Annotated in this window: 26 protein-coding genes; 13 read left to right on the top strand and 13 right to left on the bottom strand. The window is 65.5% G+C overall.

All coding sequences use genetic code 11. The features are described 5' to 3' along the window. The first annotated feature begins 35 nt into the window (after positions 1 to 35). Entirely contained in the window at positions 36 to 839 is an 804-nt protein-coding gene (locus tag ABGN05_RS17710; RefSeq protein ID WP_367955370.1) for an SDR family NAD(P)-dependent oxidoreductase, read from the top strand. 103 nt (positions 840 to 942) lie between these two features. Further along, complete coding sequence (locus tag ABGN05_RS17705) at positions 943 to 1314, top strand: EthD domain-containing protein (protein ID WP_367955369.1); 372 nt, start codon at positions 943 to 945, stop codon at positions 1312 to 1314. Positions 1315 to 1442: 128 nt separating this feature from the next. Here the strand turns inward: ABGN05_RS17705 and ABGN05_RS17700 are convergent, their stop codons facing one another. Then, a complete protein-coding gene (locus tag ABGN05_RS17700; RefSeq protein ID WP_367955368.1) occupies positions 1443 to 2450 on the bottom strand; it encodes a quinone oxidoreductase family protein in 1008 nt (335 codons plus the stop codon). Positions 2451 to 2506: 56 nt separating this feature from the next. Further along, complete coding sequence (locus ABGN05_RS17695) at positions 2507 to 3358, bottom strand: SDR family NAD(P)-dependent oxidoreductase (RefSeq protein ID WP_367955367.1); 852 nt, start codon at positions 3356 to 3358, stop codon at positions 2507 to 2509. Between the two features lie 252 nt (positions 3359 to 3610). Here ABGN05_RS17695 and ABGN05_RS17690 point away from each other — a divergent pair, with 252 nt between their 5' ends. Next, positions 3611 to 4462: an alpha/beta fold hydrolase gene (locus tag ABGN05_RS17690; protein WP_367955366.1), complete on the top strand. Its 852-nt coding sequence runs from the start codon at positions 3611 to 3613 to the stop codon at positions 4460 to 4462. Positions 4463 to 4520: 58 nt separating this feature from the next. Here the strand turns inward: ABGN05_RS17690 and ABGN05_RS17685 are convergent, their stop codons facing one another. Next, positions 4521 to 5702, bottom strand: coding sequence for a mandelate racemase/muconate lactonizing enzyme family protein (locus ABGN05_RS17685; protein ID WP_367955365.1), 1182 nt, complete (start codon positions 5700 to 5702; stop codon positions 4521 to 4523). Between the two features lie 126 nt (positions 5703 to 5828). Here ABGN05_RS17685 and ABGN05_RS17680 point away from each other — a divergent pair, with 126 nt between their 5' ends. Continuing rightward, positions 5829 to 6659 (top strand): SDR family oxidoreductase, encoded by an 831-nt coding sequence (locus ABGN05_RS17680; protein WP_367955364.1) that lies wholly within the window; start codon positions 5829 to 5831, stop codon positions 6657 to 6659. Here the strand turns inward: ABGN05_RS17680 and ABGN05_RS17675 are convergent. From ABGN05_RS17675 to ABGN05_RS17650, 6 genes are all read right to left on the bottom strand, one after another. After that, positions 6644 to 7705, bottom strand: coding sequence for an alpha/beta fold hydrolase (locus ABGN05_RS17675; protein ID WP_367955363.1), 1062 nt, complete (start codon positions 7703 to 7705; stop codon positions 6644 to 6646). The two genes, ABGN05_RS17680 and ABGN05_RS17675, sit on opposite strands and share 16 nt — an antisense overlap. Before the next feature lie 7 nt (positions 7706 to 7712). Next, positions 7713 to 8828: a Gfo/Idh/MocA family protein gene (locus ABGN05_RS17670; protein WP_367955362.1), complete on the bottom strand. Its 1116-nt coding sequence runs from the start codon at positions 8826 to 8828 to the stop codon at positions 7713 to 7715. Positions 8829 to 8897: 69 nt separating this feature from the next. After that, positions 8898 to 9281, bottom strand: a complete 384-nt coding sequence (locus ABGN05_RS17665; protein WP_367955361.1) for a nuclear transport factor 2 family protein — start codon at positions 9279 to 9281, stop codon at positions 8898 to 8900. 79 nt (positions 9282 to 9360) lie between these two features. Next, positions 9361 to 9873 (bottom strand): nuclear transport factor 2 family protein, encoded by a 513-nt coding sequence (locus ABGN05_RS17660; RefSeq protein ID WP_367955360.1) that lies wholly within the window; start codon positions 9871 to 9873, stop codon positions 9361 to 9363. Positions 9874 to 10233: 360 nt separating this feature from the next. Next, positions 10234 to 10860 carry a VOC family protein gene (locus ABGN05_RS17655; RefSeq protein WP_367955359.1) on the bottom strand — a complete coding sequence of 209 codons (627 nt, stop codon included), beginning with the start codon at positions 10858 to 10860 and terminating at the stop codon, positions 10234 to 10236. A gap of 200 nt (positions 10861 to 11060) precedes the next feature. After that, positions 11061 to 11678, bottom strand: a complete 618-nt coding sequence (locus ABGN05_RS17650) for a MarR family winged helix-turn-helix transcriptional regulator (protein WP_367955358.1) — start codon at positions 11676 to 11678, stop codon at positions 11061 to 11063. A gap of 289 nt (positions 11679 to 11967) precedes the next feature. Between ABGN05_RS17650 and ABGN05_RS17645 the strand changes: the two genes are divergently transcribed. From ABGN05_RS17645 to ABGN05_RS17605, 9 genes are all read left to right on the top strand, one after another. Further along, on the top strand, positions 11968 to 13140 hold the full coding sequence (locus tag ABGN05_RS17645; RefSeq protein WP_367955357.1) for an alpha/beta hydrolase: 1173 nt from the start codon (positions 11968 to 11970) through the stop codon (positions 13138 to 13140). A 25-nt stretch (positions 13141 to 13165) separates the two neighbouring features. Then, positions 13166 to 14974, top strand: a complete 1809-nt coding sequence (locus ABGN05_RS17640) for an FAD-dependent monooxygenase (protein ID WP_367955356.1) — start codon at positions 13166 to 13168, stop codon at positions 14972 to 14974. Positions 14975 to 15048: 74 nt separating this feature from the next. Further along, positions 15049 to 16569 (top strand): AMP-binding protein, encoded by a 1521-nt coding sequence (locus tag ABGN05_RS17635; RefSeq protein WP_367955355.1) that lies wholly within the window; start codon positions 15049 to 15051, stop codon positions 16567 to 16569. A gap of 69 nt (positions 16570 to 16638) precedes the next feature. Next, a complete protein-coding gene (locus ABGN05_RS17630; RefSeq protein WP_367955354.1) occupies positions 16639 to 17382 on the top strand; it encodes an SDR family NAD(P)-dependent oxidoreductase in 744 nt (247 codons plus the stop codon). A 120-nt stretch (positions 17383 to 17502) separates the two neighbouring features. Further along, positions 17503 to 17907, top strand: a complete 405-nt coding sequence (locus ABGN05_RS17625) for an EthD domain-containing protein (protein ID WP_367955353.1) — start codon at positions 17503 to 17505, stop codon at positions 17905 to 17907. 5 nt (positions 17908 to 17912) lie between these two features. Beyond that, complete coding sequence (locus ABGN05_RS17620) at positions 17913 to 18701, top strand: SDR family NAD(P)-dependent oxidoreductase (protein ID WP_367955352.1); 789 nt, start codon at positions 17913 to 17915, stop codon at positions 18699 to 18701. A gap of 37 nt (positions 18702 to 18738) precedes the next feature. Continuing rightward, positions 18739 to 19491 (top strand): SDR family NAD(P)-dependent oxidoreductase, encoded by a 753-nt coding sequence (locus tag ABGN05_RS17615; RefSeq protein ID WP_367955351.1) that lies wholly within the window; start codon positions 18739 to 18741, stop codon positions 19489 to 19491. Positions 19492 to 19516: 25 nt separating this feature from the next. Continuing rightward, the gene (locus ABGN05_RS17610; RefSeq protein WP_373695956.1) at positions 19517 to 20488 is read left to right on the top strand and encodes a zinc-binding dehydrogenase; all 972 of its coding nucleotides are present in this window, start codon (positions 19517 to 19519) and stop codon (positions 20486 to 20488) included. 9 nt (positions 20489 to 20497) lie between these two features. After that, complete coding sequence (locus ABGN05_RS17605) at positions 20498 to 21502, top strand: zinc-dependent alcohol dehydrogenase family protein (RefSeq protein WP_367955878.1); 1005 nt, start codon at positions 20498 to 20500, stop codon at positions 21500 to 21502. A 25-nt stretch (positions 21503 to 21527) separates the two neighbouring features. Here the strand turns inward: ABGN05_RS17605 and ABGN05_RS17600 are convergent, their stop codons facing one another. The 4 genes from ABGN05_RS17600 to wrbA all read right to left on the bottom strand — a co-directional run bounded on the left by ABGN05_RS17600 (position 21528) and on the right by wrbA (position 25878). Next, positions 21528 to 22445: a hydroxymethylglutaryl-CoA lyase gene (locus ABGN05_RS17600; RefSeq protein WP_367955349.1), complete on the bottom strand. Its 918-nt coding sequence runs from the start codon at positions 22443 to 22445 to the stop codon at positions 21528 to 21530. Continuing rightward, on the bottom strand, positions 22445 to 23668 hold the full coding sequence (locus ABGN05_RS17595; RefSeq protein ID WP_367955348.1) for a CaiB/BaiF CoA transferase family protein: 1224 nt from the start codon (positions 23666 to 23668) through the stop codon (positions 22445 to 22447). Before ABGN05_RS17595 ends, ABGN05_RS17600 begins: the two co-directional genes overlap by 1 nt. A 225-nt stretch (positions 23669 to 23893) precedes the next feature. Continuing rightward, positions 23894 to 25150 carry an MFS transporter gene (locus ABGN05_RS17590; RefSeq protein ID WP_367955347.1) on the bottom strand — a complete coding sequence of 419 codons (1257 nt, stop codon included), beginning with the start codon at positions 25148 to 25150 and terminating at the stop codon, positions 23894 to 23896. A 110-nt stretch (positions 25151 to 25260) separates the two neighbouring features. After that, complete coding sequence (wrbA, locus tag ABGN05_RS17585) at positions 25261 to 25878, bottom strand: NAD(P)H:quinone oxidoreductase (RefSeq protein ID WP_367955346.1); 618 nt, start codon at positions 25876 to 25878, stop codon at positions 25261 to 25263. Between the last annotated feature and the right edge of the window lie 69 nt (positions 25879 to 25947).

Genomic DNA, 25947 nt, shown 5'->3' with positions numbered 1-25947 from the left:
CGGATCGTGCCGGGCGACATTCGAGGAGGCATCGAATGCCGCAGCGTTTCGAAGGACGTTCCGTCATCGTCACAGGGGCGGGCTCCGGCATTGGCAAGGCCATCACGGAACGACTGCTCACTGAGGGCGCCGCCGTGCTCGCGGTCGACAAGGTGCCGGACGGCCTCCGCACCCTGCCCACGAGCGACAGGCTGGTCACCCACAATCAGGACGTAACGGAGGAAGATGCCCCGCGCATGATCGTCGATCTCTGCCTGCGGCACTTCGGAAAGATCCATGTCCTCGTGAACAATGCCGGCGTTGGGGCGGCGCCTCGCCTGCACGACACGAGCGACGCCGACTTCGACCGCTATATCGACATCAATCTGCGCAGCATGTTCCGCCTCTCCCGCGAGGCGTTGCCGCATCTCAAGCGCACCCGGGGTAACGTCCTCAACATCGCGTCGGTGATGGGAACCCACGGGATGGCGACACAGGCCCCCTACGCGGCGGCGAAGGGAGGCGTGGTGGCCTTCACGCGCCAGTTCGCAGCGGAGTACGGGCCGGAGGGAGTCAGAGCCAACGCGATCGCGCCGGGCATGATCCTGACGCCAGGCACGGCGGGACGGTTCGCGACGGGCGCCTATCAGGCGCGGCTGATCGGCGTGACGCCGCTCCAGCGATATGGGTCTGCTGAAGAACTTGCTTCGGCGGCAGTGTTCTTCTGCAGCGACGACGCGAGCTACGTGACGGGCCAGATCCTGGCCGTGGACGGCGGCGCGTCCTCGAGCATCTTCATCAGCGACCCGATCGCGGACCTGTGGGCCGAAAAATACGACGCCGAACATTCTTCCGCATAAAAGCCAACGCCTGCGCGGAGACCGCCCATGTCCCCAGCTGCGGGACCGACATGGCGATATCCGGGGATTACACCGACCTTCATCCACATTCAAAGAGGAAGCCATGCTGATCACACTCGGATTCTACAAGCGCAAGCCGGGCCTGAGCGTCGAGGAGTTCCGGCACATCTGGTCGGTCGAATACGGCACTCTCTACCGGACCCGCCCCGAGATCACGAAGTACCTCAGACGCTACGTCCAGCACCGCCTGTCGCCGCAGACGGACTGGCCATCGCAGTTCGTCGGCTTCGACGGATTTTCCGAAGCCTGGTTCGACAGTGCCGAGGACCGCAAGGCCATGCAGGCGCTGCCCTTCTACAAGGAGGTGCTGGCGCCGAAGATGGCCGAGTTCCTCGACCTCGAGAACTCGAAATTCGCCGCCTATGACGATCAGGTCTATCAGGTGGGCGGCGAGCCGCCGCTTCATTCCGACTGAGCGCGTGTGGCCGGTGCCGGCTTCCGCGCGGAAAGGTGCCGGCCGCCGGATAGTCGTGACTTCATGCAGACGGCGCGGCGGCAGCCCTGGACCAGGTGCCCGCGCCGCCGTGCAGTTGGACGTTCGCCTCAGCCGGCTGCGGGGTCGAGGATGATCGATCCGGAGAAGCTGCCGGCCTCGACGGCCTCGTGCGCGCTCGCAGCATCGGAGAGCGGGTAGCTCTTGTGGATGTTCACCCTGATCGCGTCGCCGCGGACCAGTTCGAACAGCCGCGAGGCGACGTTCCGGAAAGACGCAGTGTCCTGGATGTGACCGGTCACGCCCACCCGGCAGATGGACAGCGACCTGATCGCCAGCATCATCACGTCGATCGGCGGGACGCTGCCGGAGGCATTGCCGTAGTTCACGGCTTTGCCGAGCTGCTTCAGGCAGCGCAGCGAAGGAACGAACGTGTCCTTCCCGACCCCGTCGAAGACGGCGGACACGCCTCCGGGTGCGATCCGCCGCACCTCTTCCACGAAATCCGTCTCGCGGTAGAGGATCGTGTGATCGCAGCCGAGTTCCGACGCGATCGTCGCCTTCTCGCGCGACCCGACGGTGCCGATGACGGTCGCGCCGAGGTGCTTGGACCACTGGCACAGGATCGAACCGACACCCGCGGCCGCGGTGTGGATCAGGATCGTGTCGCCGGGAGCCGGCGTGAAGACGCTGTTGATGATCAGCGATGCGGTGCACCCCTTGAGCAGGACGGCCGCGGCCTGCTGGTCCGATACTCCGTCGGGTATCGCCACCAGCCGCGACGCGGGAACGTTGCGCCGCTGCGCATAGGCGCCGGTGTCCTCGTAGAACTGCCCCAGCATTCCCGCATAGGCGACGCGGTCGCCCGGCTTGAAGTCCGAGACGCCTTCGCCAAGGCTTTCGACCACGCCCGCAGCCTCGTTGCCCAGTCCCAGCGGGAAGGGCGGATTGTGATTGGGATAGAAGCCGCCGCGCCGAACGTTGATGTCGGAGAAATTCACGCCGATTGCGGTGTGGCGCACCGTGACATGTCCGGGCGCCGGATCCGAGATCGGCGCGTCCTCCCATTTCATCTCCTCGATGCCGCCATGCGCATGGATGCGGATCGCCTTGTTCATCCCGTTCGTTTCCTCTCGGATATCTCGTCCCGGATGCACGGCGGCCGGCGCCGCCGTCAGCTCGCCGCCTTGAAGGTCGCCACGGCATCCGAGACGGTGCCGAGCTGCCCGCTGGCCGAGCCTTGGCTGTTGCGGTGCAGTGTGAGGCCGCCATCCACTGGAAGTGCCACACCGGTGACGAAGGTCGCCTCTTCCGAGGCGAGGAAGAGCGCCGCATCGGCGATGTTGCGGGGATCGCCGACCTGAGGCAGAGCCTGCATGCCGGCGAAGCGCTGGAGATCGAGGCCCATGCGGTCGCCCATCTCGGCGTCGCCGCCCACATGACCGCTCCAGATCGAAGTCGGGAAAGCGCCCGGGACGATGATGTTGACCCGGATCCGGTCGGGTCCGAGCGCGAGCGCCGCATAGCGCCCGGCGGAGATCACGCCGGCCTTGGCCACCGTGTAGGCATAGGGCCCGGAACCGCCGAGCGATACGGCGGCCGCCGACGAGGTGAGAATGATCGAACCCTTGCCGCGCTTCCTCATCGGCTCGATCGAATGCTTGATCGTCAGCATCGTGCTGCGCAGGAGGAGGTTGAACGTGTCGTCCCACCCCTCGGTGGTGATGGAGGCGAGGTCGGAATTGTCTCCGACGGCTCCAGCGTTGTGATACATCACGTCGAGCCCGCCGAAGGTCTCGACCGCGGCGGAGACAGCCGCGACGATGTCGGCCTCATCACGGACATCGCAAGCGACGAAGCGCAGTCGGCCCGGATACTGCTTTTCCAGTTCCCTGCCCTTCCCGGCCTGGATGTCGGCGACGACGACGCTGGCGCCTTCCTCGATGAAGCGATGCGTCGATGCCAGACCCATCCCCGAAACGCCACCCGTGATGATGGCGACCTTGTCCTGCAGCCTGCCCGGCATCGAATGCTCTCCCCTGCGAAAACCCTTGAGATCAGCGGGCGCCGAACGCGCCCGCAACTGCATCTCACACTAAGCACGCTTGCGGCCGGTCGTGTCCCATCGGCTGGGGGCACCGCCCGGCGGATCCGAAGACCGCCCGCGTCACTGGCCCGGGTGACCCCACGGCACCGGATCACGGCCCATTGTAGATATCCCGAGGCAGGCGTCGCAGATGCTGTCGCGCGGGTTCGCCGCCATGAGAGGGAGGTCTGGATGCGTCATGGTTTCGTGGACAGCGGTGCTGGGCAACTGCATTACGTCGAGGCCGGCAAGGGGCCGCCGCTGCTGCTCATTCCTCACGCCGGACGGTCGTCGCGCATGTACCGCGATCTGATCGGGGAACTTTCCTCCGATTTCCGAGTCGTCTCGATCGATGTGCCCGGAACCGGCGCATCGGCGCCGCTTCCCGCCGGAGAGCACGGTATCGCCGAAATCGCCGACTGGCTGGTCGAGGGGCTCGACGCCCTCGGCCTCCAGTCCCTGGACATCTTCGGGCTGCACGGCGGCAACAAGCTCGGCGGTTCGATCGCCGGGCGCCATCCGTCGCGCGTCCACAAATTCGTCTACGCCGGTCAATCGCACAGCATCATCCCGGACAAGGCGCGGCGCGACGAAATCTTCCGCAAGACCCCATCGATCCGCTCGGTCATCGAAAGGGCCGACCGGCCGCTCCCCTTCTGGGCGGGACAGTTCCGCGAGATGGCCGACATCTGGTGGGACGAGGCGACGCTCGCGGATCTCGACGATCCGGCGGCGCGCCGTGTGGCGGTGGAGCGGGTTCTCGACGGACTGCAGGCCTTCATGGACCGGCCGCAATTCTATCGCGCCGCCTTCGCCTACGACATGAAAGGAGACCTTGCCCTGATCAGGGCGCCGACGCTCATCCTCGAACTGACGACGCCAAAGGAGGATCGGGAAGTCGGGCGGCAGGGCGATGCGTTGCTCGGCATCATCCCGAACGCCACGCTCGAGACCCTGGAAAGCCCCGACGTCTACGCGGTCACGCTGGAGGACCGCGCGGCGGAGGTCGCCGGTATCCTTCGACGGTTCCTGCTCGGGGAGTGACACCGGAACGTGCACGCTCCGCACAAATCTAGCGACAATCGCCGAAGGGCGAAGGATTCTAGCTGACGGTGATCGTCGGGAGCACCGTGCTGGCGTAACGCGACACCATGTCGTCGTCGAGTTCGACGCCGAGCCCCGGCCCCTTGGGCGAATGCAGCGTGCCGTTCTCGATCACGAAGCCGGGGTCCTTCACGATGTCGTCGCTGATGGATTTCGTATCGGTTGTATCGTGCAGATAGAGGAACAGGCCGAGTTCGTCGTTGAAGCGCGGCGATTTCCTGCGCGAGACCGCGAAATGCGCGCCGACGGCCGCCGCGATCGTGTTGCCCTGGTTGCAGATCTGGTAGTCGGAATGGGAGACGTCCATCAGGTCCGCCCACTTCGCCGCGCGGTGCATGCCTCCAACCCGGCAGATCAGACAATGGGCGCCGTCATAGGCGCCGGCCACGATACTGGAATAGGCTTCCGCGACCGACATCGCGCCATGGTCGGCGAAAATCGGCACATCGCATTTGGCGCGCAGCTGGACATGTCCCTTTACGTCGTAGGCCGTCAGCGGCTGCTCGACGAAATTGAGGTCGTACTCGTCCAGCATTCTGATCGTCTTGAGCGCCCCCGTGAGATTGTAGGCCATGCCCATGTCGACGCCGATGGGCACGTCCGGTCCGAGCACGTCGCGCGCTGCGCTGAAGCGGGCGATCGCATTCTTCGGATCGGCGTTGACGTGCAGCTTGATCGATTTGAAGCCGGCGTCGATGTAGCGCCTGGCCTCCTCGGCAGCCTCTTCCGGTGTCGGCAGGAAACTCTGGATATGCTCGAGCGGAATCCGTTCGCGCTGCATGCCCCCGAGGAACTCGTACACCGGCACGCCGAGGATCTTGCCCTTGAGATCGTAGAGCGCGCAGTCAAAGGTGCCCAGCACGTACCAGTTCTCACTGTACCAGCCGCTGATGCTCTGCTCCAGCCGGTTCAGGAGATGGTGCGTCCGGCGGGGGTCCTCGCCGATCAGTATCTTCGCCATGTCCTTCATGAGAACCATCGCGCCCTCGCGGGACACTCCCGACTTGAGAAGGGGCGAATCCGGATAGCTGTAGGAGCTTCCAAGACCGACGTGTCCCTCGTCGGTGTGGATCTTCATCAGGATGAAGTTGTTGGTCGCGGGCGTGGGGCCGGTGGCGAAGATCAGCCGGCCCTTGTGAGGCTGATCCAACGCGATGATCTCGACGCTCGTGATCTTCATTCGAAAGCTCCTCCTGCCCTGAACCGGATAGACCACGGGGCCAATGCAGCACGCCCCTTGCCTTGGGGACATGCCGAACCTCCCAAAGGAGCATTCTTCGGTCGAAGAAATCGGCGGAGGAGAATCATGAAGGAACTGGCAGGCAAGGTGGCCGTCGTGACGGGCGCGGGCAGTGGTATCGGCCGCTCGATCGCCCACGCGCTGGCAAAGGCGAAGGTGAATGTCGTCGTCGCGGACATCCGCTCCGATGCGGCACGGGAGGTCTGCGCCGAAGTCGAGGCGCTCGGTGCAGAGGCAATCGCGGTCGAGGTGAACGTGGCGGATCACGGCTCCGTCCAAGCCATGGCGGATAGCGCCTATTCCCGCTTCCGACACGTCGACATTCTGGTGAACAATGCGGGGGTGAGTTGGCGGCCGTTGCGCCCGGTCTCCGATGCGACGCTGTCGGACTGGAAGTTCATGATCGACGTCAATCTTTGGGGGGTCATCAACGGGCTCGATGTCTTCCTGCCGCGCATGTCGAAGCAGCAGGGCGAGAAACACGTCGTGAACACCTCGTCCCTGGCCGGTCTATGGCCGGTCAAGGGACATACTCCGTACAGCGCAACGAAGGCCGCTGTTACGGCGATCTCGGAAGGACTGGCCTCGGATCTCGCCGAGGAAGGTTTCGGCGTGACGATCCTGCACCCCGCCATGGTCCGCACCAACGTCGTCGCCAACAGCGAGGCGATGAGAAGCGACGTGGACAAGGGCGAGGGCAGGACGTTCCGGTCGATGGTGGACGAACGCATGGAAAAGCTGGCGGCCGCCTACATCGACGCGGAGGCGGTGGGCGAGATGGTCCGCGACGCCATCGAACGCAACCAGCTCTACCTCCACACCCACCCGATCGAGGCGCAAGACATCAGAAGCCGGACAGAACTCATCTATGGTGCGGATACCTATGGGCGGGCCTGATTCATTTCTCTCGGCCAGGCGGAAGGAACCTTGTCGGCCAGCCATTTCGTCAGGATCGCATTGACGCGATCCGGTTTCTCCTGGGCCATCCAGTGGCCGGATTCGACGGTCTCGAAGGTCAGGTCCTCGCAGCTTTCCCGCATCGGATCGGCAAGGCGCGATTCCACCGATTCGCAGGTAATGTCGTAGCGGCCCGCGATGAACAGCACCGGCATGGTGAGCCGTCCGCCATCCGCGCTTTCGTCGGAGTAGGCAAGATTGTCGGCGTCGTTCATGTAGTAGGAATTGAGACCGTAGAAGCCGTTTCGGCCGAGACTCTCGGCATAGGCGCACAGATCCTGTTCCGAGACGACTGCCGGATCGCGATCCACGTCAGGGGCGATGTCGCCCCCGCCGAACCAGCCATTGTTGGCAAAGATCTGCACATGCGGGCTCGGCTTGCCGAGCGCGTCTGGCTTGCCTCGCCGGAACAGCGCCTTGATCGTGCGGCGCGGATCGGCATCATGGACGGCAGTCGCCCGCTGAAACCGCTCGTGATAGAAACGCATGTAGGCCCACTGGCCGGACGGAGCGTCGGCTTCCGGATAGATTTCCCGATCGACGAGGCTGACCAGATGGTCGGTCCCGCGCTCGATCGTCCGGTAGGGAACGCACAGGCTCGCCACGGCGAAGCAGCGCTCCGGATGGTGGCTTGCGATGCTCCATGCGGTGGCGCTGCCCCAGTCGTGCCCCACCCACACCGCCTTCTCCCCGTCAAGGGCGTCGAGCAGCGCGATCATGTCTGCGGCCACATGGCGCTGCGCATAGGCGTCGTGGCGGTCGTATACCGTCGAGCGGCCGTAGCCCCTCATGTCCGGCGCAATCGCGCGGAAGCCGAGGCCGCCGAAGCGCGGAAGCACGTGGCGCCAGCTCAGCGCGAGTTCCGGCCAGCCGTGGATGAAGATGATGAGAGGTCCGTCGCGAGGTCCCGCCGCGAGATAAAAGGTGACGTGATCGCCGGACCGGATCGAATGTTCGGTGACGGTGGAGTTCCTCATCTCGGGCATTGCGGCGTCATCTCCATGTCTGCCGCATCCCTGTATCGGACGCGGTCTGAACGAGGTCGAGCAGTTCTTGATGCCGGACGGCATAGTCGAAATCGACAACCACCGGCTCGTCATTCCGGATTGCACTGGCAAGGCGCAGATAGTTGTGGGCGAGATAGCGCGGAGGTCCGTCCGCGAGACCGGCCGGCTGCAGCGCGTAGCGTTCGGGCAAGGGTATCTCGTGAAACTCGACGTCTCCCCTGCGAGCACCCGCCAGGCGAAGCGGCGTCCGGTGGACGTTGGCCGAACCGGGCGACGTCAGCACGAGGTCGCCGTCGGTGCCGTTGATCTCGAGCCGCACGCCCGCCGCCGCCGGGCTCACCCCGCCACGGATGTGAACGAAAGCGTCGGCACTGTTCGCCAGCCTGCCGGCGATCATCACGAGATCCGGCGACGACTTGTCGATGACGCGGCCCGAACCGACGATGCTCGCGGTGTCGTACTGGCGCGAGACGACGACGGTGAGTTCGTCAAACTCGCCGACGGCGAAGCAGAAAGCTTCGAGTGCCTGGCCGGTCGCGATGCGCAGGATGTCGGCGCCGTTGCGGATGTCTGCGGTATAGGCGTTCCCGGCAGTTTCCAGATGCCCGAAATTCTCCTGCGTCACCTTTAGGGACGCAGAGATCATTCGGCCGACGAAACCTTCGGCGACGAGGTCGCGCGCATGAGCGATCGTCTCGTTGCTGCGCCCCTGCAGGCCGATCATCGTCACGACCCCTGCACGCCTTGCCTGCGCCAGCGTCTCGCGGGCTTCGGCGGTGGTGCTGCCAAGCGGCCATTCGCAATAGACGTGCTTCCCCGCGTCCAGGGCAGATCTCACCATCCGCCCGTGGAGCGGCGTCCTGACGGACACGGCGACGACGTCGACCTGCGGATGCGCGGCCATCTCGTCGGGGTCGCAGAATGCCAGCGGGACACCGAAATGTCTTGCCGCCGCTTCGGCGGTGTCGGGGCGCGAAGTGCAGATCGCGGTCAGGTCGAACTGCGGAAGGTGGCGGATCGCTGGGATATGCGCCCGCGTTCCCCAGCTCAGCGACGGATCGACGCTGGCGCCGATGAGGCCTACGCGCAGGGGCTTGGTCATTTCAGGGTCACTCCTAGCTGCGGAAGGCGATGGGACGCTTGGGAGAGGAAAACGTCCCCGCAATGATCTTCAAGCAGGCAGCGACGTGGACTGCCACGAAATCATTCGCCATTCGCGGCCGCCCGCATTCGTCCAGACTTCGATGAAGGCGACGTGGAGAGCCTTGGGGCTGCCCCGCACGACCACCGCGATACGGACCGAACCCGTCCTGAGGACGGTGCTCCCGTCTACCCCGACAAAGCGGACATTCGAGGGGCTGAAGGCCTCGTACACGACGGTCTTCTCGGCGACGCTGGCGATATGGCTTTGCTTGCCGTCGATGTTGCCCGACGAATGGATGTAGATGAGGTCGTCGTGAAGCAGGGCATCGAGCCCGGCGGCATCGGCCTCCAGCATGGCCTGGAGGCGTCGCTCCGCCCGTGCGGCAAGTTCCGAGAATTGCCTGTCCCCCATCCGCGCAGCCCCATTGTTCTCGGCTCGGAACCCCCACGGCTCGCGCGGGCAGCCTAGACGATAGCCCCGCCCGGGCTCTCTACTCCGCCGCCTCGGAAACGCGAGGCGCGGGCCCCTCCATGACGCGCGCCAGAAGCTCGCGCGCCCGCGGATTCTCCTGCATCAGCTCGTTGGTCCGGCGGACGACCACCCATCCGCTCTCGCGCCGCTCCAGTTCCCAACGCGAGGCGATGAGGCGGATGACCGGGAAGTTTCCATCGATCTGTTTGAAGAGCGTGCCGTGGTGCGTGGCGGACGCACGGTCGCCATCGATGACGACATGGGGCATCGAGGAGACGTGGCCGGAACCGGTCCGCATCAGATCCTGATGGAACTCACCGTAGAAGGCCTTGTGCAGACCGTCATGGCCTTCGTAGTTGCCGAGGCCGCCGATCTCATAGACACAGTCCTCCGCCCATATCTGCTTGATCAGTTCCCAATGGGTCGCGTCGGCTGCCGGACCGTAGGCGCAGATCAGTTGCATGATCTCGATGTAGTCTTCGATTCGGTCGAGGCGTTCCTCGACGGACTTGGTCGATCTGGGGCGTGGCATCGGTTCCTCCTGCCTTGTTGCGTAGGTGCGCGAATGGCGTGGCGCCTCGGCTCAATCCTTGCTCGGCTGATCGAAACCCGGACGCGGTACCGTGGCGAGAAGCGCAGCCGCCCCCGGCACCCGTGACGACCGCCACGCGTCCCGAAATGCCAAGCCAATCCGCTGCCAATTTCTATCCCTCTGCATGCGAACGAACACGCCTCACCCAACCGCCACGGACTCGCCCCGCGGCAGATGGAAAAAGCGAGGCTAATTCGACTGTATCCGGCAGGCGCGCCGGGGCGCGGAGAGGCCAACCGGCTTACCCGATCGCCCGCGGAAAGCCGACAGCCGATGTACAGCCCGGTGCCGCTGCGGCGATCAGGCGGGCACGAAGCGATGGACGCGTGTCTTTGCCTTCTTGGCGAGTTCGGTCATTGCCTCGGTGAGGTCCCGGCCTTCCTGCTTGGCCTTTTCCTTGGCCGAGACCCACAGTTCGAAGTCTTCCTTCGCGTTCTCGGTGTGGTTGTTCCAGTCCTTGTCGAGCGGCGTCGTGATCTCCAGGCGGACGCCGTTGGGGTCGTGGAAGTAGATGGAATAGATGAGCCCGTGATCGGTCGGACCGACGATATCGATATCGTTTTCGGTTAGCCATTCGTACCACTTCATGACGTCCTCGCGGGACGACACCTCGAGCGCAATGTGGTTGAAGATGTCGTATGCCGGATGGGTCGATTTTGCGGGAGAGGGCAAGCCGGGCGCCTCGAAGAAGGCGAATGTCGAGCCGTCCTTCATCTTGAAGAAGATGTGGAAGTAGGGAAACGCGTCGCCGGTCGACGGCACGCTGTCGTCGATCACAGTGCTCGCGATCTCCATTCCCATGATGCGGGTGTAGAAATCATGCGTGGCCGCCACGTCGTGCGTCACCCACGCCGCGTGGTTCAGCATCATTGGCGTCAGGCCGGGATTGCGCGGCACCGCTGCGGGCGCGTCGGGCTTTTCGGTCATCTAGGTCAGTCTCCTCGCGGGTTTGCTTGCCGGTTATGAACAACGTGCGGCGCCTGCATCCAATCAGCCGCGTTGCCAACCAACGGTTTAGCGAGAAGATAGCGAGCCATGTCGGGGCCGATGTCCCCCACGCTTGGGACGACCGGTCAGCATTTAGTCCAACCCCGTCGGGACGAGGGTCTTGCCGAGGCCGCCGATGCTCATTCGGGAGGCAGTTCGCCGCCGTGGCCGTATCTTTCGACCAGGGCGCGCCAATCCGCCTCTTCAGCCATGTGCCGAGCGGACCTTTCCATCAACTGCGTCATGTAGCGGCGGATCGTGGCCACCTCCTCCTCCGTGAAGCCGTCTATCAGAGCCCTCTCGGCGGCGTAGAGCACCGGCACGATCTGCCTGAACACGGTCTGGCCCTTCCGGTTCAGCCTCAGGACAACGCGGCGCCGGTCGGAAGGGTCGACGCGGCGCGAAAGCAGCTTCTTGTTGGAGAGCTGTTCGAGGGCCCGGCTGGTGCTGACCTGGTCCATCGCGGTCATTTCGGCAAGTGCCTTGGCCGACAGCGGAGAGTGCGTTCCCAGGATGGCCATGATGCGCCAGCCGGCGACGGTCAGCCCGAACTTCTCGCTGTACATGGTCTGTAGGGTCTGGCTGACTCGGTTCGAGATGACCGTGAAGGCGTGCGGCAGGGACTTCTCCGGCAGGAAGTAACCTTCCGGCAGTTCGTGGCGGGCCAGATCGATTTCGGCGGCGACACGCTGGGGCGCCAACTGCTCCGCCGCTTCGCTGCCCCCACCGCCCTCCGGCCCCTCGGAATTCTTTCGCATCAGCTATCGTCCCCTCGCTGGCCTTCCCTCGATGGACGCGCACGATGACACTTCACCCGTGGACAGCGCCTCTTGTCGGCCGATTCCCGCCAGCTCCGGATTCTCTTCAAGCCGTGCCACCTTGCTGTAACAGCAGGAGGGGACAGCCTGCCACGATCGCTCCCCATATCCCTCGACTAGAATTCGGCAGGGGATTTCCCCTGCGGGCCTGCGACTACAGGACGTGTCATCGGTCCATTCCCACCCTTAATACTAGAATTCCGCAATACTGACAGGTCGTCCGCCCCGCATGACTCACGAAATCGAATTCACCTGGCTTCACCTCCAATATGAGGAGAAATCCTCATTCGTCGAGACTTACGGATTCGCGGGCAATCAGGGTGCCGTGAATCTCGAAGGCATACTGATGCGGCCCAAGGGTGTCCCGTCCTCGACGTTGCTGATCTTCATGCATCCCACGTCGACCCTGCAATTGCTGCCGGTCCCCCGGGCAGCGGCGGGACATGGCGCGCATGTGCTGTGCGCCGCCAGCCGGTATGCCAAGAACGACGCTGCCCTCATCATGGAAAAGGTGCTCCTGGACCTCGGTGCCTACGTGCGCCACGCAAGGGAGGTTCTCGGCTACGAAAAAGTCGTCATCGTGGGATGGAGCGGTGGCGGATCGCTGGCGCTGTTCTATCAGTCGCAGGCCGAAAATCCCACGATCGTCGATACGCCCGCGGGCGATCCGGTCAACGTCAAGGGAGCGGGCCTCATCCCCGCCGATGCGCTGATCTTCCAAGCCGCGCACATCTCGCGTGCGCAGCTTCTCGTCGACAGCATCGATCCCTCGGTGAGGAACGAGCACGATCCGGACGACCGCTTCCTGGAACTCGATCTCTACGATCCGCGTAATCCCCACCAGCCGCCCTACTCGGCCGACTTCATTGCGGAATACCGCAATGCCCAACGGGCCAGGGTCGACAGGATCCGCGCCTGGGTCTGGGAAACGCTCGAGATGCTGAGGAAGCGCGACACGCCGGAGATCGAGCGGGGTTTCGTCACGCACCGGACGTTCGCCGATCCGCGTTTTCTCGACCCGACTGTCGACCCCAACGACCGGAAGCCACGCTGGTCCTATCTGGGCAATCCCGAGACCGTCAACACCGGACCCGTGGCGCTCGGCCGCTTCTCGACGCTGAGGTCTTGGCTGTCGCAGTGGTCGATCGAGGATTCGCGCGCCAACGGGGTGGAATGCGCCCGCCACATCAACGTGCCCTTCCTGGCGATCGAAAACAGCGCAGACGATGCCGCCCCGCAACCGCACACCGGAATGATCTTCCGCGCGGCGGCGAGCAGGGACAAGACCTTCGAAGTCATCCAGGGCGCAACCCACTACTATGCCGGCCAGCCAGACCATCTCGCGCGGGTGATCGAACTCCAGCGCGAATGGCTCGGCGCCCGAGGTCTGCTGGGCTCCTGAAGGCAATAGCGAACGAGGAACGCAGATGACGGATATCCGGGTGCCGGTACTCATCGTCGGAGGCGGCGGCTGCGGCCTGTCGTCATCCATCGCGCTTTCGGAACACGGCACCCAGTCGCTGCTGATCGAGCGTCATGCCACGCCGGGTCGGCTTCCCAAGGCTCGCTACATCAACCAGCGCACCATGGAGATCTTCCGGCAATTCGATATCGCCGACGCGGTCTACGCCAAGTCCATGCCATTGAAATATATCTCGCGCATACGCTGGTGCACGAGCCTGGCGGGCGACGGGCCGCTGGACCGCAAGACATTCCATGCGATCGATTCGTTTGGCGGCGGCTCTTTGCGGCACTATGCCGAGGACAGCCCCTGCGAGAGCACGCTCTATCCGCAGGTGCGCCTCGAACCGCTGCTTCGTGCCGAAGCCGAGCGCCGCAATCCAGGCAAACTGCTCTACAACCACGAACTCGTCTCGATCTCGCAGGACGCCCGCGCGGCGACCTGCGTGGTTCGCGACCGTGACAGCGGACGTGAATTCACGGTGGTCGCCGACTACGTGATCGCGGCCGACGGCGGACGGACCATCGGTCCGATCGTGGGCAGCAGGCTTACCGGCGCGACAGAACTCGCCGACATGGTCACTGTCTACTTCAAGGCCGATCTGTCGGAGTGGTGGGACGACGACCACGCGATGACGACATGGTTCGTCAATCCGGACGGAGGGTCGTGGAGCAGCGGCGTCCTGGGCAAGCTCGGACCGACGCGGTTCGACCGGCATTCCGAGGAATGGATGTTCCACTTCAGCTTCCGTCCCGACGATCCGGCGCGCTTCGACGAGACGAAACTGCTCCCGCGCATGCGAGAACTGCTGAAGCTGCCCGACCTCGATCCGGAGATCATCGGCATCGGGCACTGGGTCGTGGAAGGCGTGATCGCCGACCGGTACCGCTTCGGGCGGGTATTCCTGACGGGTGACGCGGCGCATCGCCATCCCCCGACCACGGGGCTCGGGCTCAACTCGGCCATCCAGGACGCGCACAACCTCGCCTGGAAGCTGGATCTGGTGCTGAAGGGCAAGGCGTCCGACGGCCTCCTCGACACCTACGAGACCGAGCGGCGACCCGTCGCGGAGCGCAACGTCTCCTGGGCGCTGCTCACCTTCCAGAACCATCCGCTCACCGACGCGGGCATCGGACTGGTGCGCGGCAATGCCGAGGTCAGCCGGAAGAACTTCGCCGCGTTCTTCGCGGACGACGACGAGGGGCGCTCCCGCCGCGCGCGGCTCGACCAGGTCATCGGCGTGCAGCGTATGGAGTGGCAGGCGCACGATCTGGAGCTCGGCTTCCACTACGAACATGGCGCCGTCGTGCGCGACGAGACGTTCGCGCCGCCGCGCGATCCCATGGGAGGCAGGTACGTTCCGGTGACGCGCCCCGGCCACAGGCTGCCGCATGCGCGGATCGCCAAGGACGGGAGAGAACTGTCGACGCTCGATCTCGCCGAAAAGGGGAACTTCGTCCTGATCACGGGCTGCCGCGCCGAAGCATGGCGTCAGGCGGCGATCCAGATTGCCGGAAGCGAAGGGATCCGCCTTGTGACGGTGAGAATCGGCGACGAAGGCGACTATCGCGATCCGCATCGCGACTGGCTGTCGCTGCGCGACATCGGCGAGGACGGCGCGATCCTGGTGCGGCCCGACAACCATGTCGCATGGCGCTCCCGCACAGGCCATCCGGATGCAGTCGGCGTGCTCAGCGACGCATTCGCGACCATACTGAAGCTTGACGTGGATGCGGTCGGACAGGCAAGGCCGACGGCGCGGGTGGTTGCCTGAATGAAGCGCATGCCAGGCCATGCCCTCCCCCGGTTCGCCGGCGATGGGGAGCTCGCCGACCGGAGTGTACGCAGTTGAACATATTCCATCTCCTAGACCAGACCGCCCGGCGGTTTCCGGACCTTGGCGCCGTGTATACCGGGTCGATGGAAGTGGCGACCTTCGCGGCGCTGCGATCACGGGCGTTGCGCATCGCGGCTTTCCTGCGCGACCGCTTCGCGCCGGGAGAGCGCATCGTGATCGTCACCGAGAATTGCCCGGAATATGTCGAGCTCTTTTTCGGCATATGGGCGGCCGAGATGGCGGTGACGCCGGTGAATGCGAAGCTGCATCCAAAGGAAATGGTGCAGATTCTGGGAGATTCAGGCGCCGCCGCGGCCTTCGTCTCGCCGAAAATCATCGACCGGCTGCGCAGCGAGGCGGCTGCTTCCCAGGCAGCGGACTGTCTTCTCCAGGTGATCGGCGGCGACGGCTACGAAACTCTGCTCGGGGAAGAATGGGACGGTGAAGTCGGCTCGGACCCCAACGCGCTCGCGTGGCTCTTCTACACGAGCGGCACGACCGGCCGTTCCAAGGGGGCCATGCTTTCCCACCGCAACATCATGGCCATGACGATCGCCCACCTTGCCGACATGGAGGTGGTCGACGAGAACGCGAGCCTGGTCCACGCCGCGCCGATGTCACATGGATCGGGCCTCTATCTGCCCGCCTATGTGGCGCGCGGCGCGCGACAGGTGGTGCCCGCGAGCGGCGGTTTCGATCCGGCAGAATTCACCGATCTCTGCTCGGCCCATCCGGGCGTCGGCGCGTTCTTCGCCCCCACCATGGTTCAGCGGCTGCGCCTGGAGGCGCAGCGGTCGGGGCGGACACCGCAGAACCTTCGCACCATCGTCTATGGCGGCGGGCCGATGTATCTGGAGGAGATACGCAAATCGCTCGACGTCTTCGGGCAGGTCTTCATGCAGATCTACGGCCAGGGCGAATCGCCGATGACCATCACGGGACTGCGGCGCACGGATCACCTGACCGGCGACGACGCGACGCTGGCCTCGGTCGGATATGCGCGAAGCGGGCTCGAGGTGCGGGTGGTGGATCAGGACATGAAGCCGGTCCCACCAGGCGAGATCGGCGAGGTGATCTGCCGGGGCGACGTCGTGATGTCGGGCTACTGGAACAACCCGGACGCCACGGCGGCGGCGCTGCGCGACGGCTGGCTCTACACTGGCGACATGGGATCGTTCGACGAACGCGGCTACCTGACGCTTCGCGACAGGTCGAAGGACGTCATCATCAGCGGCGGAACCAACATATACCCGCGCGAGGTCGAGGAGGCGCTGCTCAGGCATCCCGCGGTGAGCGAGGTCTGCGTGGTCGGCCAGGAACATCCCGAATGGGGCGAGATCGTCGTCGCGGTGATCGTGCCCGCCGACGGCCAGACCGCGGAAGAACGCGAACTGGATGCGCATTGCGTCGAGCACATCGCGCGCTTCAAGCGTCCCAAGCGCTACCTCTTCGTCGAAAGCCTGCCGAAGAGCAATTACGGCAAGGTGCTGAAGCGCGAGCTTCGACTGCAACTGCCGCCGCTCGACGACTGACGCCGACCATTTTCACGCTCGCCGGGCTTCAGGTGAAGCGGAGGGCCGTTTCCGGCAGGAGGAGACAACATGCAGAACGCCTTCAACCTTTCAGGGCAGCGCATCCTGATCACCGGTGCCGGCGGCACGCTCGGCGGCGCCACCGTCAGAGCCTGCGCGATGCTAGGCGCGGAAGTGGTGCTCGCCGACCTCGATGCTCCGGAGAAGATCGCATCCGAACTTTCGGCGCAGGGCCGAAGCGTAAGTTTTCACGCACTTGACAATACGTCCCGCTCGCAGGTGGACGCTTTCGTCGCGTCCCTCGGGACCATCGATGCCTTCGCGGACTGCAGCGGCATCTATTCGAAGGGTGACTGGCTGGCCGACGAAACCTGGGATGCGCTCTACGAGCGCACCATCGACGTCAATGTACGAGGCCCGATCAACCTGATGCGCGCCGTGATGCCGGCCATGATGAAGCGCGGACACGGCCGGATCGCGCTAACGACTTCGCTCGCCGCGCGCAGCGCCGGCACGACGCTCTCCGTCGAGCCCGCATACGTGGCGTCGAAGGGCGCACTCCAGGGCCTGGTTCACTATTTCGCCCGCCAGGCGGCGAGCAGCGGGGTCGTGGTCAACGCCGTCGCGCCGGGGCCGATCGAGACTCCGATGACGCTCGCTTCCGGCCAACCCTTCGATTTCGCGAAACTCCCGACCGGCCGCTTCGGCAAGCCCGCCGAGATCGGCTGGCCGATGGCTTTCCTGTGCTCGCCCGGATGCACCTACATGACCGGCGTCGTCATCGACATCAACGGCGGCCTGCATTTCTCCTGAACCCGGGGCAGGTGTCCCCAGCGGCGGGGATATGAAGCAGCCGCGCCTGCCGTCAAGCTGCACGATACCGGGAACCGCATCGCCGGGTGCCGGGGAATCCAAGTCACATAGGACGAACGCATGCTGATCACGCTCGGCTTCTACAGACGAAAGCCGGGACTTACATGGGACGAGTTCGCCACGCACTGGCGCGACGTCCACGGGCCGCTGCTGGCGGACAATCCCGAACTGTCCAGGTTCATGATCCGTTACGTCCAGCATCACATCAGTCCAAGCAGCGGCTGGGGGAGCCTCGGCGCGGTCGGCGGCGTGGGCGCGCTCGACTATGACGGTTTCTCCGAGTCCTGGTTCGAGAGCCTGGAGGCGCGAAAGGCCTTGCACTCGCTGCCCTACTTCCAGGAGACGATGATCGAGGACGAGCGCAAGTTCCTCGACATGGACGCGACGCGGATCCTGATGTTCGACAAGCAGGTCGTGCAGATCGGCAAGGACTACGCCGCCGAATTCCTCGCAGGGAGAGCTTGATCGACATGCAGCGTTTCGAAGGCCGCGCGGCAATCGTCACCGGTGCGGGACAGGGTATTGGCCGCGCGATCGCGGAGCGACTCCACGCGGAGGGAGCATCGGTCCTGTTCGTGGACAAGAACCCGGATCTGCTGACCAGCCTCCCCGACGATCCGCGCATGTCAGCGCTGACCTGCGACGTGACGACCGGCGACGCTCCGCGGGCCGTGCTCTCCGCCTGCCTGGATGCCTTCGGCCTCGTATCCATCCTCGTGAACAATGTCGGCGTGGGCAACGCTCCGCCGCTGCACGAGACGACCGATGAGATCTACGACTTTCATCTCGGCGTGAACCTGCGGCCGACCTTTCGTCTCTCGCGCGACATCCTCCCCGAACTGCGCAAGTCGCGCGGCACGATCGTCAACATCGCCTCCAGCATCGGCCTCGCCGGCTACCGGCGCTGGGCCGCGTATTCGGCCGCGAAGGCCGGCGTCGTCGGGCTGACCCGCCACATGGCGGCGGAATACGGGCCCGATGGCATCCGGGTGAACGCCGTCGCTCCCGGCATCATCGCGACGCCGCAGACCGCGGGCCGCCGCGACGCTCCCCGCTTCCGCGCTACGATCGTCGAGACGATGCCGCTCGGACATGTCGGCGAGCCGGAGGACGTGGCGGCAACCGTCGCGTTCCTCGCGAGCGACGATGCCAGGTTCGTCACCGGGCAGGTGATCGCCGTCGACGGCGGCCAGACGTCGTCCGTGTTCATAAGCGAGGCCATGATCGAGGCTTGGGAAAAGGCAAATCCGGCGCCCTGACGGGACGACCGCCATCCATTCGAGGGAGAAGAATCCGATGCGTATCGCACTCATCACCGGCGGGGCCGGGGGGCTCGGTCTTGCGACGGCGAAGCGTTTCGCCAGGGACGGCATGACCGTAGCGGTCGCCGACATCGATGGCGCCGCCGCCGAGAAGGCAGCCACCGGACTGGACGGCGAGGGCCATCGCGGCATCGCGCTCGACGTGTCGAAGGAAGACGCGGTGATCGCTGCGTTCGACAAGGTGGAGCGGGAGATGGGGCCGGTATCGGTGCTGGCGCATTTCGCCGGAACGATCGGCGCCGGCGGCTTCGCGGTCGGCATCACGCTCGCGGATTCAACGGTCGAGGACTGGGACAAGGTCATGGCGATCAATGCGCGCGGCACGTTTCTGTGCGTGCGGGAAATGTCCCGGCGCCGCCGCAAGGTTCCGGTCGAGCACGGCCGCGTCATCACTGTGTCCTCGCTCGCGGGAGAGGCTGGGGGGCTGCAGTCGGGCACGGCCTATTCCGCCTCGAAGGCGGCCGTGCTGGGCCTGACGCGTACGGCAGCCCGCGACCTGGGGCCATTCGGCGTCACCGTGAATGCCATCGCGCCCGGCCCGATCGACACGCCGATGCTGGCGCAGTCCTCCACCAGCGGGTCCTACACGATGCTCGATGCGGTCCCGCTGCGGCGCATCGGCACCCCCGACGAGATCGCCGAAGCCGCTTCGTTCCTCGCGTCCGTCGGCGCCGGTTTCGTCACCGGCGCAACGATAGACGTCAACGGCGGCCTGTTGATGCACTGATGGGACGCCGGTCATGACCGAGATGATGAGAGCGGGTTTCGCTTCCCCGACCGGCCTCGCCGTCGGCGAGGCGCGACGCCCAAGCCCATCCGCGGAGCAGGTCCTCGTGCGCGTGGCGGCAGCCGGCATGAACCGCGCCGACCTGAATGCCGCGAAGGGCGCCGGCGTCGCGACGGCCGGTTCGTTCGGCAAGCCGATCGGGATGGAGTGGGCCGGCGAGATCGTCGAGACCGGAAGCGCGGTCGAAGGCTTTCGGCCGGGCGACAAGGTCATGTGTTCGGGAACCGGCGGCTATGCGGAGTATGCCGTTGCCGATGCGGGGCGGACGCTGAAGCTCGATGGCACGGCGCTCTCGATGGACCAGGCGGCCGTCCTGCCGCTCGTCCTCATGACCGCGCACGACGCCGTGGTCACGCACGGACGGCTCGAAAATGGCGGGGCGCTTCTGGTCCAGGGCGCCAGTTCAGCGGTCGGCCTGATGGCCATGCAGATCGCACGATTGCGTGGCGCACGTCTCGTCGCCGGCACCTCCGGGAACGCGCAGCGGCGCTCGTCCCTCGCCCGTTTCGGAGCCACGCACGTTTTCGATCCGGCGCAACCCGGCTGGGTGGACGACCTCGTCGCGGCAACGGGCGGCACGGGCGTCGATGCCGTGGTCGACATGGTGTCCGGGCCGGGCATCAATGACAGCCTGAAGGCCACCACGGTGCTCGGGAGGATCGTCAACGTCGGCCGACTCGGCGGTGCATCGGCGGAGTTCGACTTCGACCTGCACGCGGCAAGGCGCATCGACTACGTCGGCGTCACCTTCCGGACGCGCTCGGCCGCCGAAGTGCGCGAGATCGTACGCCGGATGCGCGAAGACCTCTGGGACGAGGTCTCCGCGGGGCGGATCGGTCTTCCCATCGACCGCAGCTTCTCACTCGACGACGCGGTCGCCGCGCACGAACACATGCGCGCCAACGCCCATTTCGGCAAGATCGTCCTGAAACCCTAGGTGCGTGACATGAAAGCCTGCCAGATCAGCCCCCGGGCAGCGGACGGCGCCCTCCACTTCGTGGAGTTCCCTCGCCCCGAGCCGGGGGCCGGAGAGGTTGTCGTGCGAATGCGGGCAGCCTCGCTGAACTACCGCGACCTTCTGGTGCTGGACAACATGTATGGCGCGACGACGGAACGGCTGATCCCGCTTTCGGACGGAGCAGGCGAAATCGCGGCCATCGGTGAAGGCGTCAAGGGTCTGCGCATCGGCGACCGGGTGGCAGGCGCGTTCTATCCGGACTGGATATCCGGCCCGATCTCGGCGCAGGCGCGGGCGCGCGGGCTCGGTGGGTCAGTCGACGGCGTCCTCGCCGAGCATGTCGTGCTGCCCGCCCATGCCGCGATCCCCTTCCCCGCGTATCTCACGTTCGAGGAAGCGGCGACCCTGCCCTGCGCCGCGCTGACCGCCTGGAACGCCATGACCGCCGCGCATCCGCTTCGCGCGGGCGAAACGGTGGTGCTCCAGGGGAGCGGCGGGGTTTCGGTGATGGCGCTGCAATTCGCCAGGCTCATGGGTGCGCGTGTCATCCATCTCTCCAGCAGCCCTGCCAAGTGCCGCCGGCTGGCCGACATGGGCGCCGACGAGACGATCGACTACACAGCCGAGCTCGACTGGGACCGCCGGGTCGGCGAACTGACGAATGGCAACGGCGCCGATCTCGTCGTCGAGGTGGGCGGCCCCGGTACGCTCGAGCGGTCGTTCCGCGCCGTTCGTGTCGGGGGCAGCATCGTCTCGATCGGCTTCGTCGGCGGCGGCGACGGCATCAATCCGCGCGGCGTGATCGCGCGCGCGATCCGGCTCATCGGCATCAGCGTGGGAAGCTGTGCCATGTTCCACGAGATGAACCGGGCGATCGGCCTGCACCGGCTGCGACCGGTCGTCGACGAGGTGTTTCCCTTCGAACGCGCTGCGGACGCCTATGCGAAGTTGCGCTCCGGCGGCCATTTCGGCAAGCTCGTCATTTCCATCTAGGTGAACTCTGAGCGTGGGGTCCCGGTCAGGTGGTTCGCGCCGCGGAGAGCGCGTGCCGGACGCGCCCGCCGGGAAGTCCGCCGGGGATTTCGGCGCCGTCGCACGCCACCGGGACCAGCGCATCGAGATCGATGCCGGTTTCCACGCCCATGCGGCGGAACATCCAGACCAGATCCTCGGTCGCCACGTTGCCCGTCGCGCCGGGTGCGAAGGGACAGCCGCCGAGGCCGGCGAACGAGGCATCGAAGACCGGTACGCCCCGGTTCCACGCCGCATAGACGTTCGCGAGCCCGAGCCCGTAGGTGTCGTGGGCGTGCAGCGCCCAGCGGGAAACTTCGGGAAATCGGTCCATCGCGCGCGCGAAGAGGCGGTCGACATGATCGGGCGCTGCGCGCCCCGTCGTATCGCAAAGACAGATTTCGGCATCCGGACGGATCGGCACGAGGTCGTCCAGCAGCGCGATCACCTCATCCTCCGCGACGCGGCCGTCGAACGGGCAGTCGAAGGATGTCGCGAGGTTGAGGCGCACGTCCACGCCGTCGGGCAACGCGGCGATCAGACGGCGGTACTCCTCGACCGATTCCCGCGGATGCCTGCGCACGTTGTTGCGGTTGTGGGCTTCCGAGACCGAAAGTACGAAGGCGACGAATTTCGAGCCTGCATTCACCGCCGCGCGGCCATATTTCTCGTTCGGGGTGAGCACCTGCGGGACGATGCCCTCGATATCGCGGCATGCCGCGAGAACCTCGGCCGTGTCGCGCAGCTGCGGAATGGCACGCTCGCTGACGAAGGATCCGATCTCGACCCGCCGCAGCCCGGTTCCGACGAGCCGCCGCAGGAACGAGATCTTTCTCGCGGTGGGGATGAACGGCACGATGCTCTGGTAGCCGTCACGAGGACCGACTTCCACGATTTCGACGCGCGATGGCCGGACAGTCCGCATCAGATCACCCCTTCGCGCCGCATGGCCGCGATCTCGGCCGGCTGCATGCCGAGGATGTCGCTCAGTACCTCGTCCGTATGCTCGCCGACGGCCGGTCCGGCCCAGCGTATCTTTCCGGGATCGTCGGGAACATGCGGCACGATGCCGAGATGCAGGACCTTTCCGAAGAGTCGGTCGTCGACCTCCCGCACCATGCCGCGGTGGCGGAACTGCGGATCGGCGGCGCATTCGGCGGCGGAATAGACGCGCGTGGAGGGAATGTCGGCGTCGTTGAGTTTCCTCTCGATCTGGTCGACGGGCAGGCTCCGTGTCCATGATCCGATCAGTTCGTCGAGTTCCACCACGTTCGCCACGCGCATCCGGTTGTTCGCGAAGCGCTGCTCCTGCGGCAGTTCGGGGCGCCCGATCAATCTGGACAGGCGGGCAAACAGCGGTTCGGAATTCGCGGCGATGAGTATCCATTTGCCGTCGGAGCACGGATAGGCGCTGGACGGTGCCGCGGTGGGGATACGCGAGCCCGTCGGCTGGCGCACCTTTCCGAGCGCGGCATACTCGGGAAGCATGCCCTCGGTCATGCTGAGCACCGCCTCGCTCAGCGCCACGTCCATGGTGCGGCCCTTGCCATCGCCGGCCGCGCGGTCACGCTGCCAGACGGCGGACACGATGCCGAAGGCCGCATAGAGGCCGGCAAGCGAATCGCCGATGCTCACGCCGACACGGACGGGTGGCAGATCCGTGGTGCCCGGCTCGTGGTCGGTGAGATAGCGGAGCCCGCCGATGGCTTCGCCGATGACGCCGAAGGCGGCCCGGTCGCGATACGGTCCGTCTTGGCCGTAACCCGAGATATGCGCGATCACGAGATCCGGTCTGGCGGAACGCATGATCGCGTCGCCCAATCCCAGACGCTCGAGCTGGCCAGGACGGAAATTCTCCACGACGGCATCGCAGCGGGCCGCCAGCGCCAGTACGAGGTCCGAGGCGCCTGGTGCTTTCAGGTTGACCGTGACCGAGCGCTTGTTGCGGCCGTGGATCGACCACCAGAGCGAATTGCCGTCGATCTGGGCGCCCCACTGCCTGACCGGATCGCCGGCCGGCGGTTCGATCTTGATGATGTCCGCTCCCAGATCGCCGAGAACGCGGGTGCAGAACGGCGCGGCGACGAAATGGCCGATCTCCAGCACGCGCAATCCGGTCAACGGTCCGTGGCTTGCGGTCTCGGTCATGCGTTTCCTTGATGTCTCTTTCTCGGAAAGGGGAGGTTTCGAAGGCCATCCGGCCCCGTTTGAAGCCTGCTTGATCGATAGCGCGCGGGAGGTTGGGGTATGTCCTCCATGCCGGGGACATCAGGCGGGGGCGCATCGGCGGGGAGACGGAAAACGCCGGTACCCCAAGGGTGTCCTATGCTCCCTGGACTGCACTGCGCGTCAGGTTTGTCGGTACGGGAATGCTCAAGCCGCGGGCGGGGCGAAACCTGCCCGGTTGATGCGGACGTTCGTGATGATGAGGTAGATGGCGAGCCCGACGAAGAGCGCCGACAGAAGCAGCAATGCCGGGAACAGCCCGATCGCGTCCGCCGCCGCCCCCGTCGCTATGACGGGTATGGAGGAACCGAAGTAGCCGCAGATGTAGAGCGCCGAGACGACCGAGGCGCGGTAGCGGGACGGCGCTATGTGGTTGATCAGTTGCGAGCATCCCATCCAGCTCAGCCCTTGCGAAGCACCTGCCAACGCGACGCCCACCGCCAGTCCGATCGCCGAGTGCCAGACGAGCATGACGTTCACGAGCACGATGCTGGGAATGACGAGCGCGAGGCCGAGCGTGATGGCGCGCGGAAACTCCATGCCGCGGGTGAAGAGCTGCACGACACCCGCGGTGGTGAGGAACGCCACGACCATCAGGCCGCCCAGCAGCCTGTTGTGGGAGCCGAGCACTTCATAGACGAGCGACGGGCCGAGCGAGAGCCACAAGCCGGTGTTGGCCCAGGCGAGCACTCCGATGAGCGCGGCGAACAGGAACCCGGACCTGATCCCGGCCGGTATGTGCAGCCCCTGGGGGGCGAAGGACGCATCGCGCCACCGGACCTTGTTCTCGGGAAGAATGGTCTCGCGGACCGTCGTCAGCAGCATGATGCCGACCATGATGCCGGCGATCTGCAGGATGAAAGGAAAGGTCACGGCCATGTCCGTCGAATGGGCGAAATAGACGATCATCGTGGCGGCGAGCAGCCCGACCGCGGGGGAGGCAAGCGTCGCCAGCGCGCCGATCCTCGACCCTTCCGAGCGGTTCTGTTGGGGGTGGAGTTCGACGATGAGCGCGACGGCGGGACCGCTGAGCAGGCCGATCGCCACACCGTTCAGCAACCGCGCCGCCACAAGCGCCGGCATGCCGGTCGCAACGAGGTAGATGGCGGCCGATCCGATCATCAGGAGAAGTCCAGAGAGGATCAGCGGCTTTCGGCCGACCTGATCGCCCAATCTCCCCCCAAACAGGAGGCCGCCGGTGACGCCTATGGGATAGCAAGCGTAGATCAGTGTGATGGCACCGGTCGACAGTCCGAACTCGGCCTGCCAGATCGGGTAGAGCGGCGTCGCGAGATGGCTTCCGAACAGGCCCAGCAGTAAAACGAACGCCGATGCGACGAACTGAAAACCGGGCGAGCGGCGGTTTCCGCCGGACGCGGCCGCATCCGTATCGATCGAGATCATGATCCGCTCCTCATTCGATGCAAGCCGCGCCGGATACCGGCATCGGGAGCGTTTCCGGATACACCGGCAGCGATGGCGTTCGGCGTCATCGGCTCGTGGTTCTGCCCGACCTACTTGCCGATCAGTTTCGCGCGGCCGACCGACAACACCTCGGCGTAGCGGGCTATGCGCTTGCCGGCGTAGCGGGCGGCCGCCAGTGCCTCGGGCGACACGCCCTCCTTCGAAGCGGTGAAACTCACGCCGTACGGATTTCCGCCGGCCGCATAGATCGAGGGATCGGTGTAACCGGACGGCACGATCACGGCGCCCCAGTGGCAAAAGACGTTGTTGAGAGCCACGAGGGTGGATTCCTGTCCGCCATGGACGTTGCCGGCGCCCCCAAAGACGCTCACCGGTTTGTCGCGCAGCTTACCCTGTGACCAGAGGCTTCCAGTCTGGTCGAGGAACTGCTTGAGCTGCGCCGCCGGCAGGCCGAAACGGGTCGGGGTGCCGAAGACGTAGCCGTCCGCCCATTCGAGATCCGCCAGTTCGGCTTCGGGCACGTCCTTTGTCGCTTCGAGGTGCTCCCGCCATCCGGGGCGCGCGTCGATCGCCGCATCGGGAGCCAGTTCGCGTGCCTTGCGGACCCGCGTTTCCGCACCTTCGGAAGCCGCACCCTCCTCGACCGCCCTTGCGACCGCGTAATTATGTCCGGTGCTGCTGTAGTAGATGATCGCGACTTTCGCCAAGGAATAGTCTCCAAATTTCTCGACGCGGCACCGGCAGGAGCGCCGGCCGCACGGTCTTTTACGCACCCT

Source organism: Aquibium pacificum, assembly GCF_040839445.1.
Taxonomy (GTDB): domain Bacteria; phylum Pseudomonadota; class Alphaproteobacteria; order Rhizobiales; family Rhizobiaceae; genus Aquibium; species Aquibium pacificus.
This window is presented reverse-complemented; position numbering and strand designations above follow the sequence as displayed.

What these genes read in the sequence shown, in the direction of transcription:
- ABGN05_RS17655 (WP_367955359.1), bottom strand. Translation starts at nt 10,860, where the DNA reads ATGACCGAAAAGCCCGACGCGCCCGCAGCGGTGCCGCGCAATCCCGGC.
- ABGN05_RS17690 (WP_367955366.1), top strand. Translation starts at nt 3,611, where the DNA reads ATGCGTCATGGTTTCGTGGACAGCGGTGCTGGGCAACTGCATTACGTC.
- ABGN05_RS17645 (WP_367955357.1), top strand. Translation starts at nt 11,968, where the DNA reads ATGACTCACGAAATCGAATTCACCTGGCTTCACCTCCAATATGAGGAG.
- ABGN05_RS17610 (WP_373695956.1), top strand. Translation starts at nt 19,517, where the DNA reads ATGAGAGCGGGTTTCGCTTCCCCGACCGGCCTCGCCGTCGGCGAGGCG.
- ABGN05_RS17695 (WP_367955367.1), bottom strand. Translation starts at nt 3,358, where the DNA reads ATGCCGGGCAGGCTGCAGGACAAGGTCGCCATCATCACGGGTGGCGTT.
- ABGN05_RS17595 (WP_367955348.1), bottom strand. Translation starts at nt 23,668, where the DNA reads ATGACCGAGACCGCAAGCCACGGACCGTTGACCGGATTGCGCGTGCTG.
- ABGN05_RS17660 (WP_367955360.1), bottom strand. Translation starts at nt 9,873, where the DNA reads ATGCCACGCCCCAGATCGACCAAGTCCGTCGAGGAACGCCTCGACCGA.
- ABGN05_RS17625 (WP_367955353.1), top strand. Translation starts at nt 17,503, where the DNA reads ATGCTGATCACGCTCGGCTTCTACAGACGAAAGCCGGGACTTACATGG.
- ABGN05_RS17620 (WP_367955352.1), top strand. Translation starts at nt 17,913, where the DNA reads ATGCAGCGTTTCGAAGGCCGCGCGGCAATCGTCACCGGTGCGGGACAG.
- ABGN05_RS17700 (WP_367955368.1), bottom strand. Translation starts at nt 2,450, where the DNA reads ATGAACAAGGCGATCCGCATCCATGCGCATGGCGGCATCGAGGAGATG.
- ABGN05_RS17705 (WP_367955369.1), top strand. Translation starts at nt 943, where the DNA reads ATGCTGATCACACTCGGATTCTACAAGCGCAAGCCGGGCCTGAGCGTC.
- ABGN05_RS17675 (WP_367955363.1), bottom strand. Translation starts at nt 7,705, where the DNA reads ATGCCCGAGATGAGGAACTCCACCGTCACCGAACATTCGATCCGGTCC.
- ABGN05_RS17680 (WP_367955364.1), top strand. Translation starts at nt 5,829, where the DNA reads ATGAAGGAACTGGCAGGCAAGGTGGCCGTCGTGACGGGCGCGGGCAGT.
- ABGN05_RS17630 (WP_367955354.1), top strand. Translation starts at nt 16,639, where the DNA reads ATGCAGAACGCCTTCAACCTTTCAGGGCAGCGCATCCTGATCACCGGT.
- ABGN05_RS17605 (WP_367955878.1), top strand. Translation starts at nt 20,498, where the DNA reads ATGAAAGCCTGCCAGATCAGCCCCCGGGCAGCGGACGGCGCCCTCCAC.
- ABGN05_RS17640 (WP_367955356.1), top strand. Translation starts at nt 13,166, where the DNA reads ATGACGGATATCCGGGTGCCGGTACTCATCGTCGGAGGCGGCGGCTGC.
- ABGN05_RS17615 (WP_367955351.1), top strand. Translation starts at nt 18,739, where the DNA reads ATGCGTATCGCACTCATCACCGGCGGGGCCGGGGGGCTCGGTCTTGCG.
- ABGN05_RS17600 (WP_367955349.1), bottom strand. Translation starts at nt 22,445, where the DNA reads ATGCGGACTGTCCGGCCATCGCGCGTCGAAATCGTGGAAGTCGGTCCT.
- ABGN05_RS17650 (WP_367955358.1), bottom strand. Translation starts at nt 11,678, where the DNA reads ATGCGAAAGAATTCCGAGGGGCCGGAGGGCGGTGGGGGCAGCGAAGCG.
- ABGN05_RS17710 (WP_367955370.1), top strand. Translation starts at nt 36, where the DNA reads ATGCCGCAGCGTTTCGAAGGACGTTCCGTCATCGTCACAGGGGCGGGC.
- ABGN05_RS17670 (WP_367955362.1), bottom strand. Translation starts at nt 8,828, where the DNA reads ATGACCAAGCCCCTGCGCGTAGGCCTCATCGGCGCCAGCGTCGATCCG.
- ABGN05_RS17685 (WP_367955365.1), bottom strand. Translation starts at nt 5,702, where the DNA reads ATGAAGATCACGAGCGTCGAGATCATCGCGTTGGATCAGCCTCACAAG.
- ABGN05_RS17590 (WP_367955347.1), bottom strand. Translation starts at nt 25,150, where the DNA reads ATGATCTCGATCGATACGGATGCGGCCGCGTCCGGCGGAAACCGCCGC.
- ABGN05_RS17665 (WP_367955361.1), bottom strand. Translation starts at nt 9,281, where the DNA reads ATGGGGGACAGGCAATTCTCGGAACTTGCCGCACGGGCGGAGCGACGC.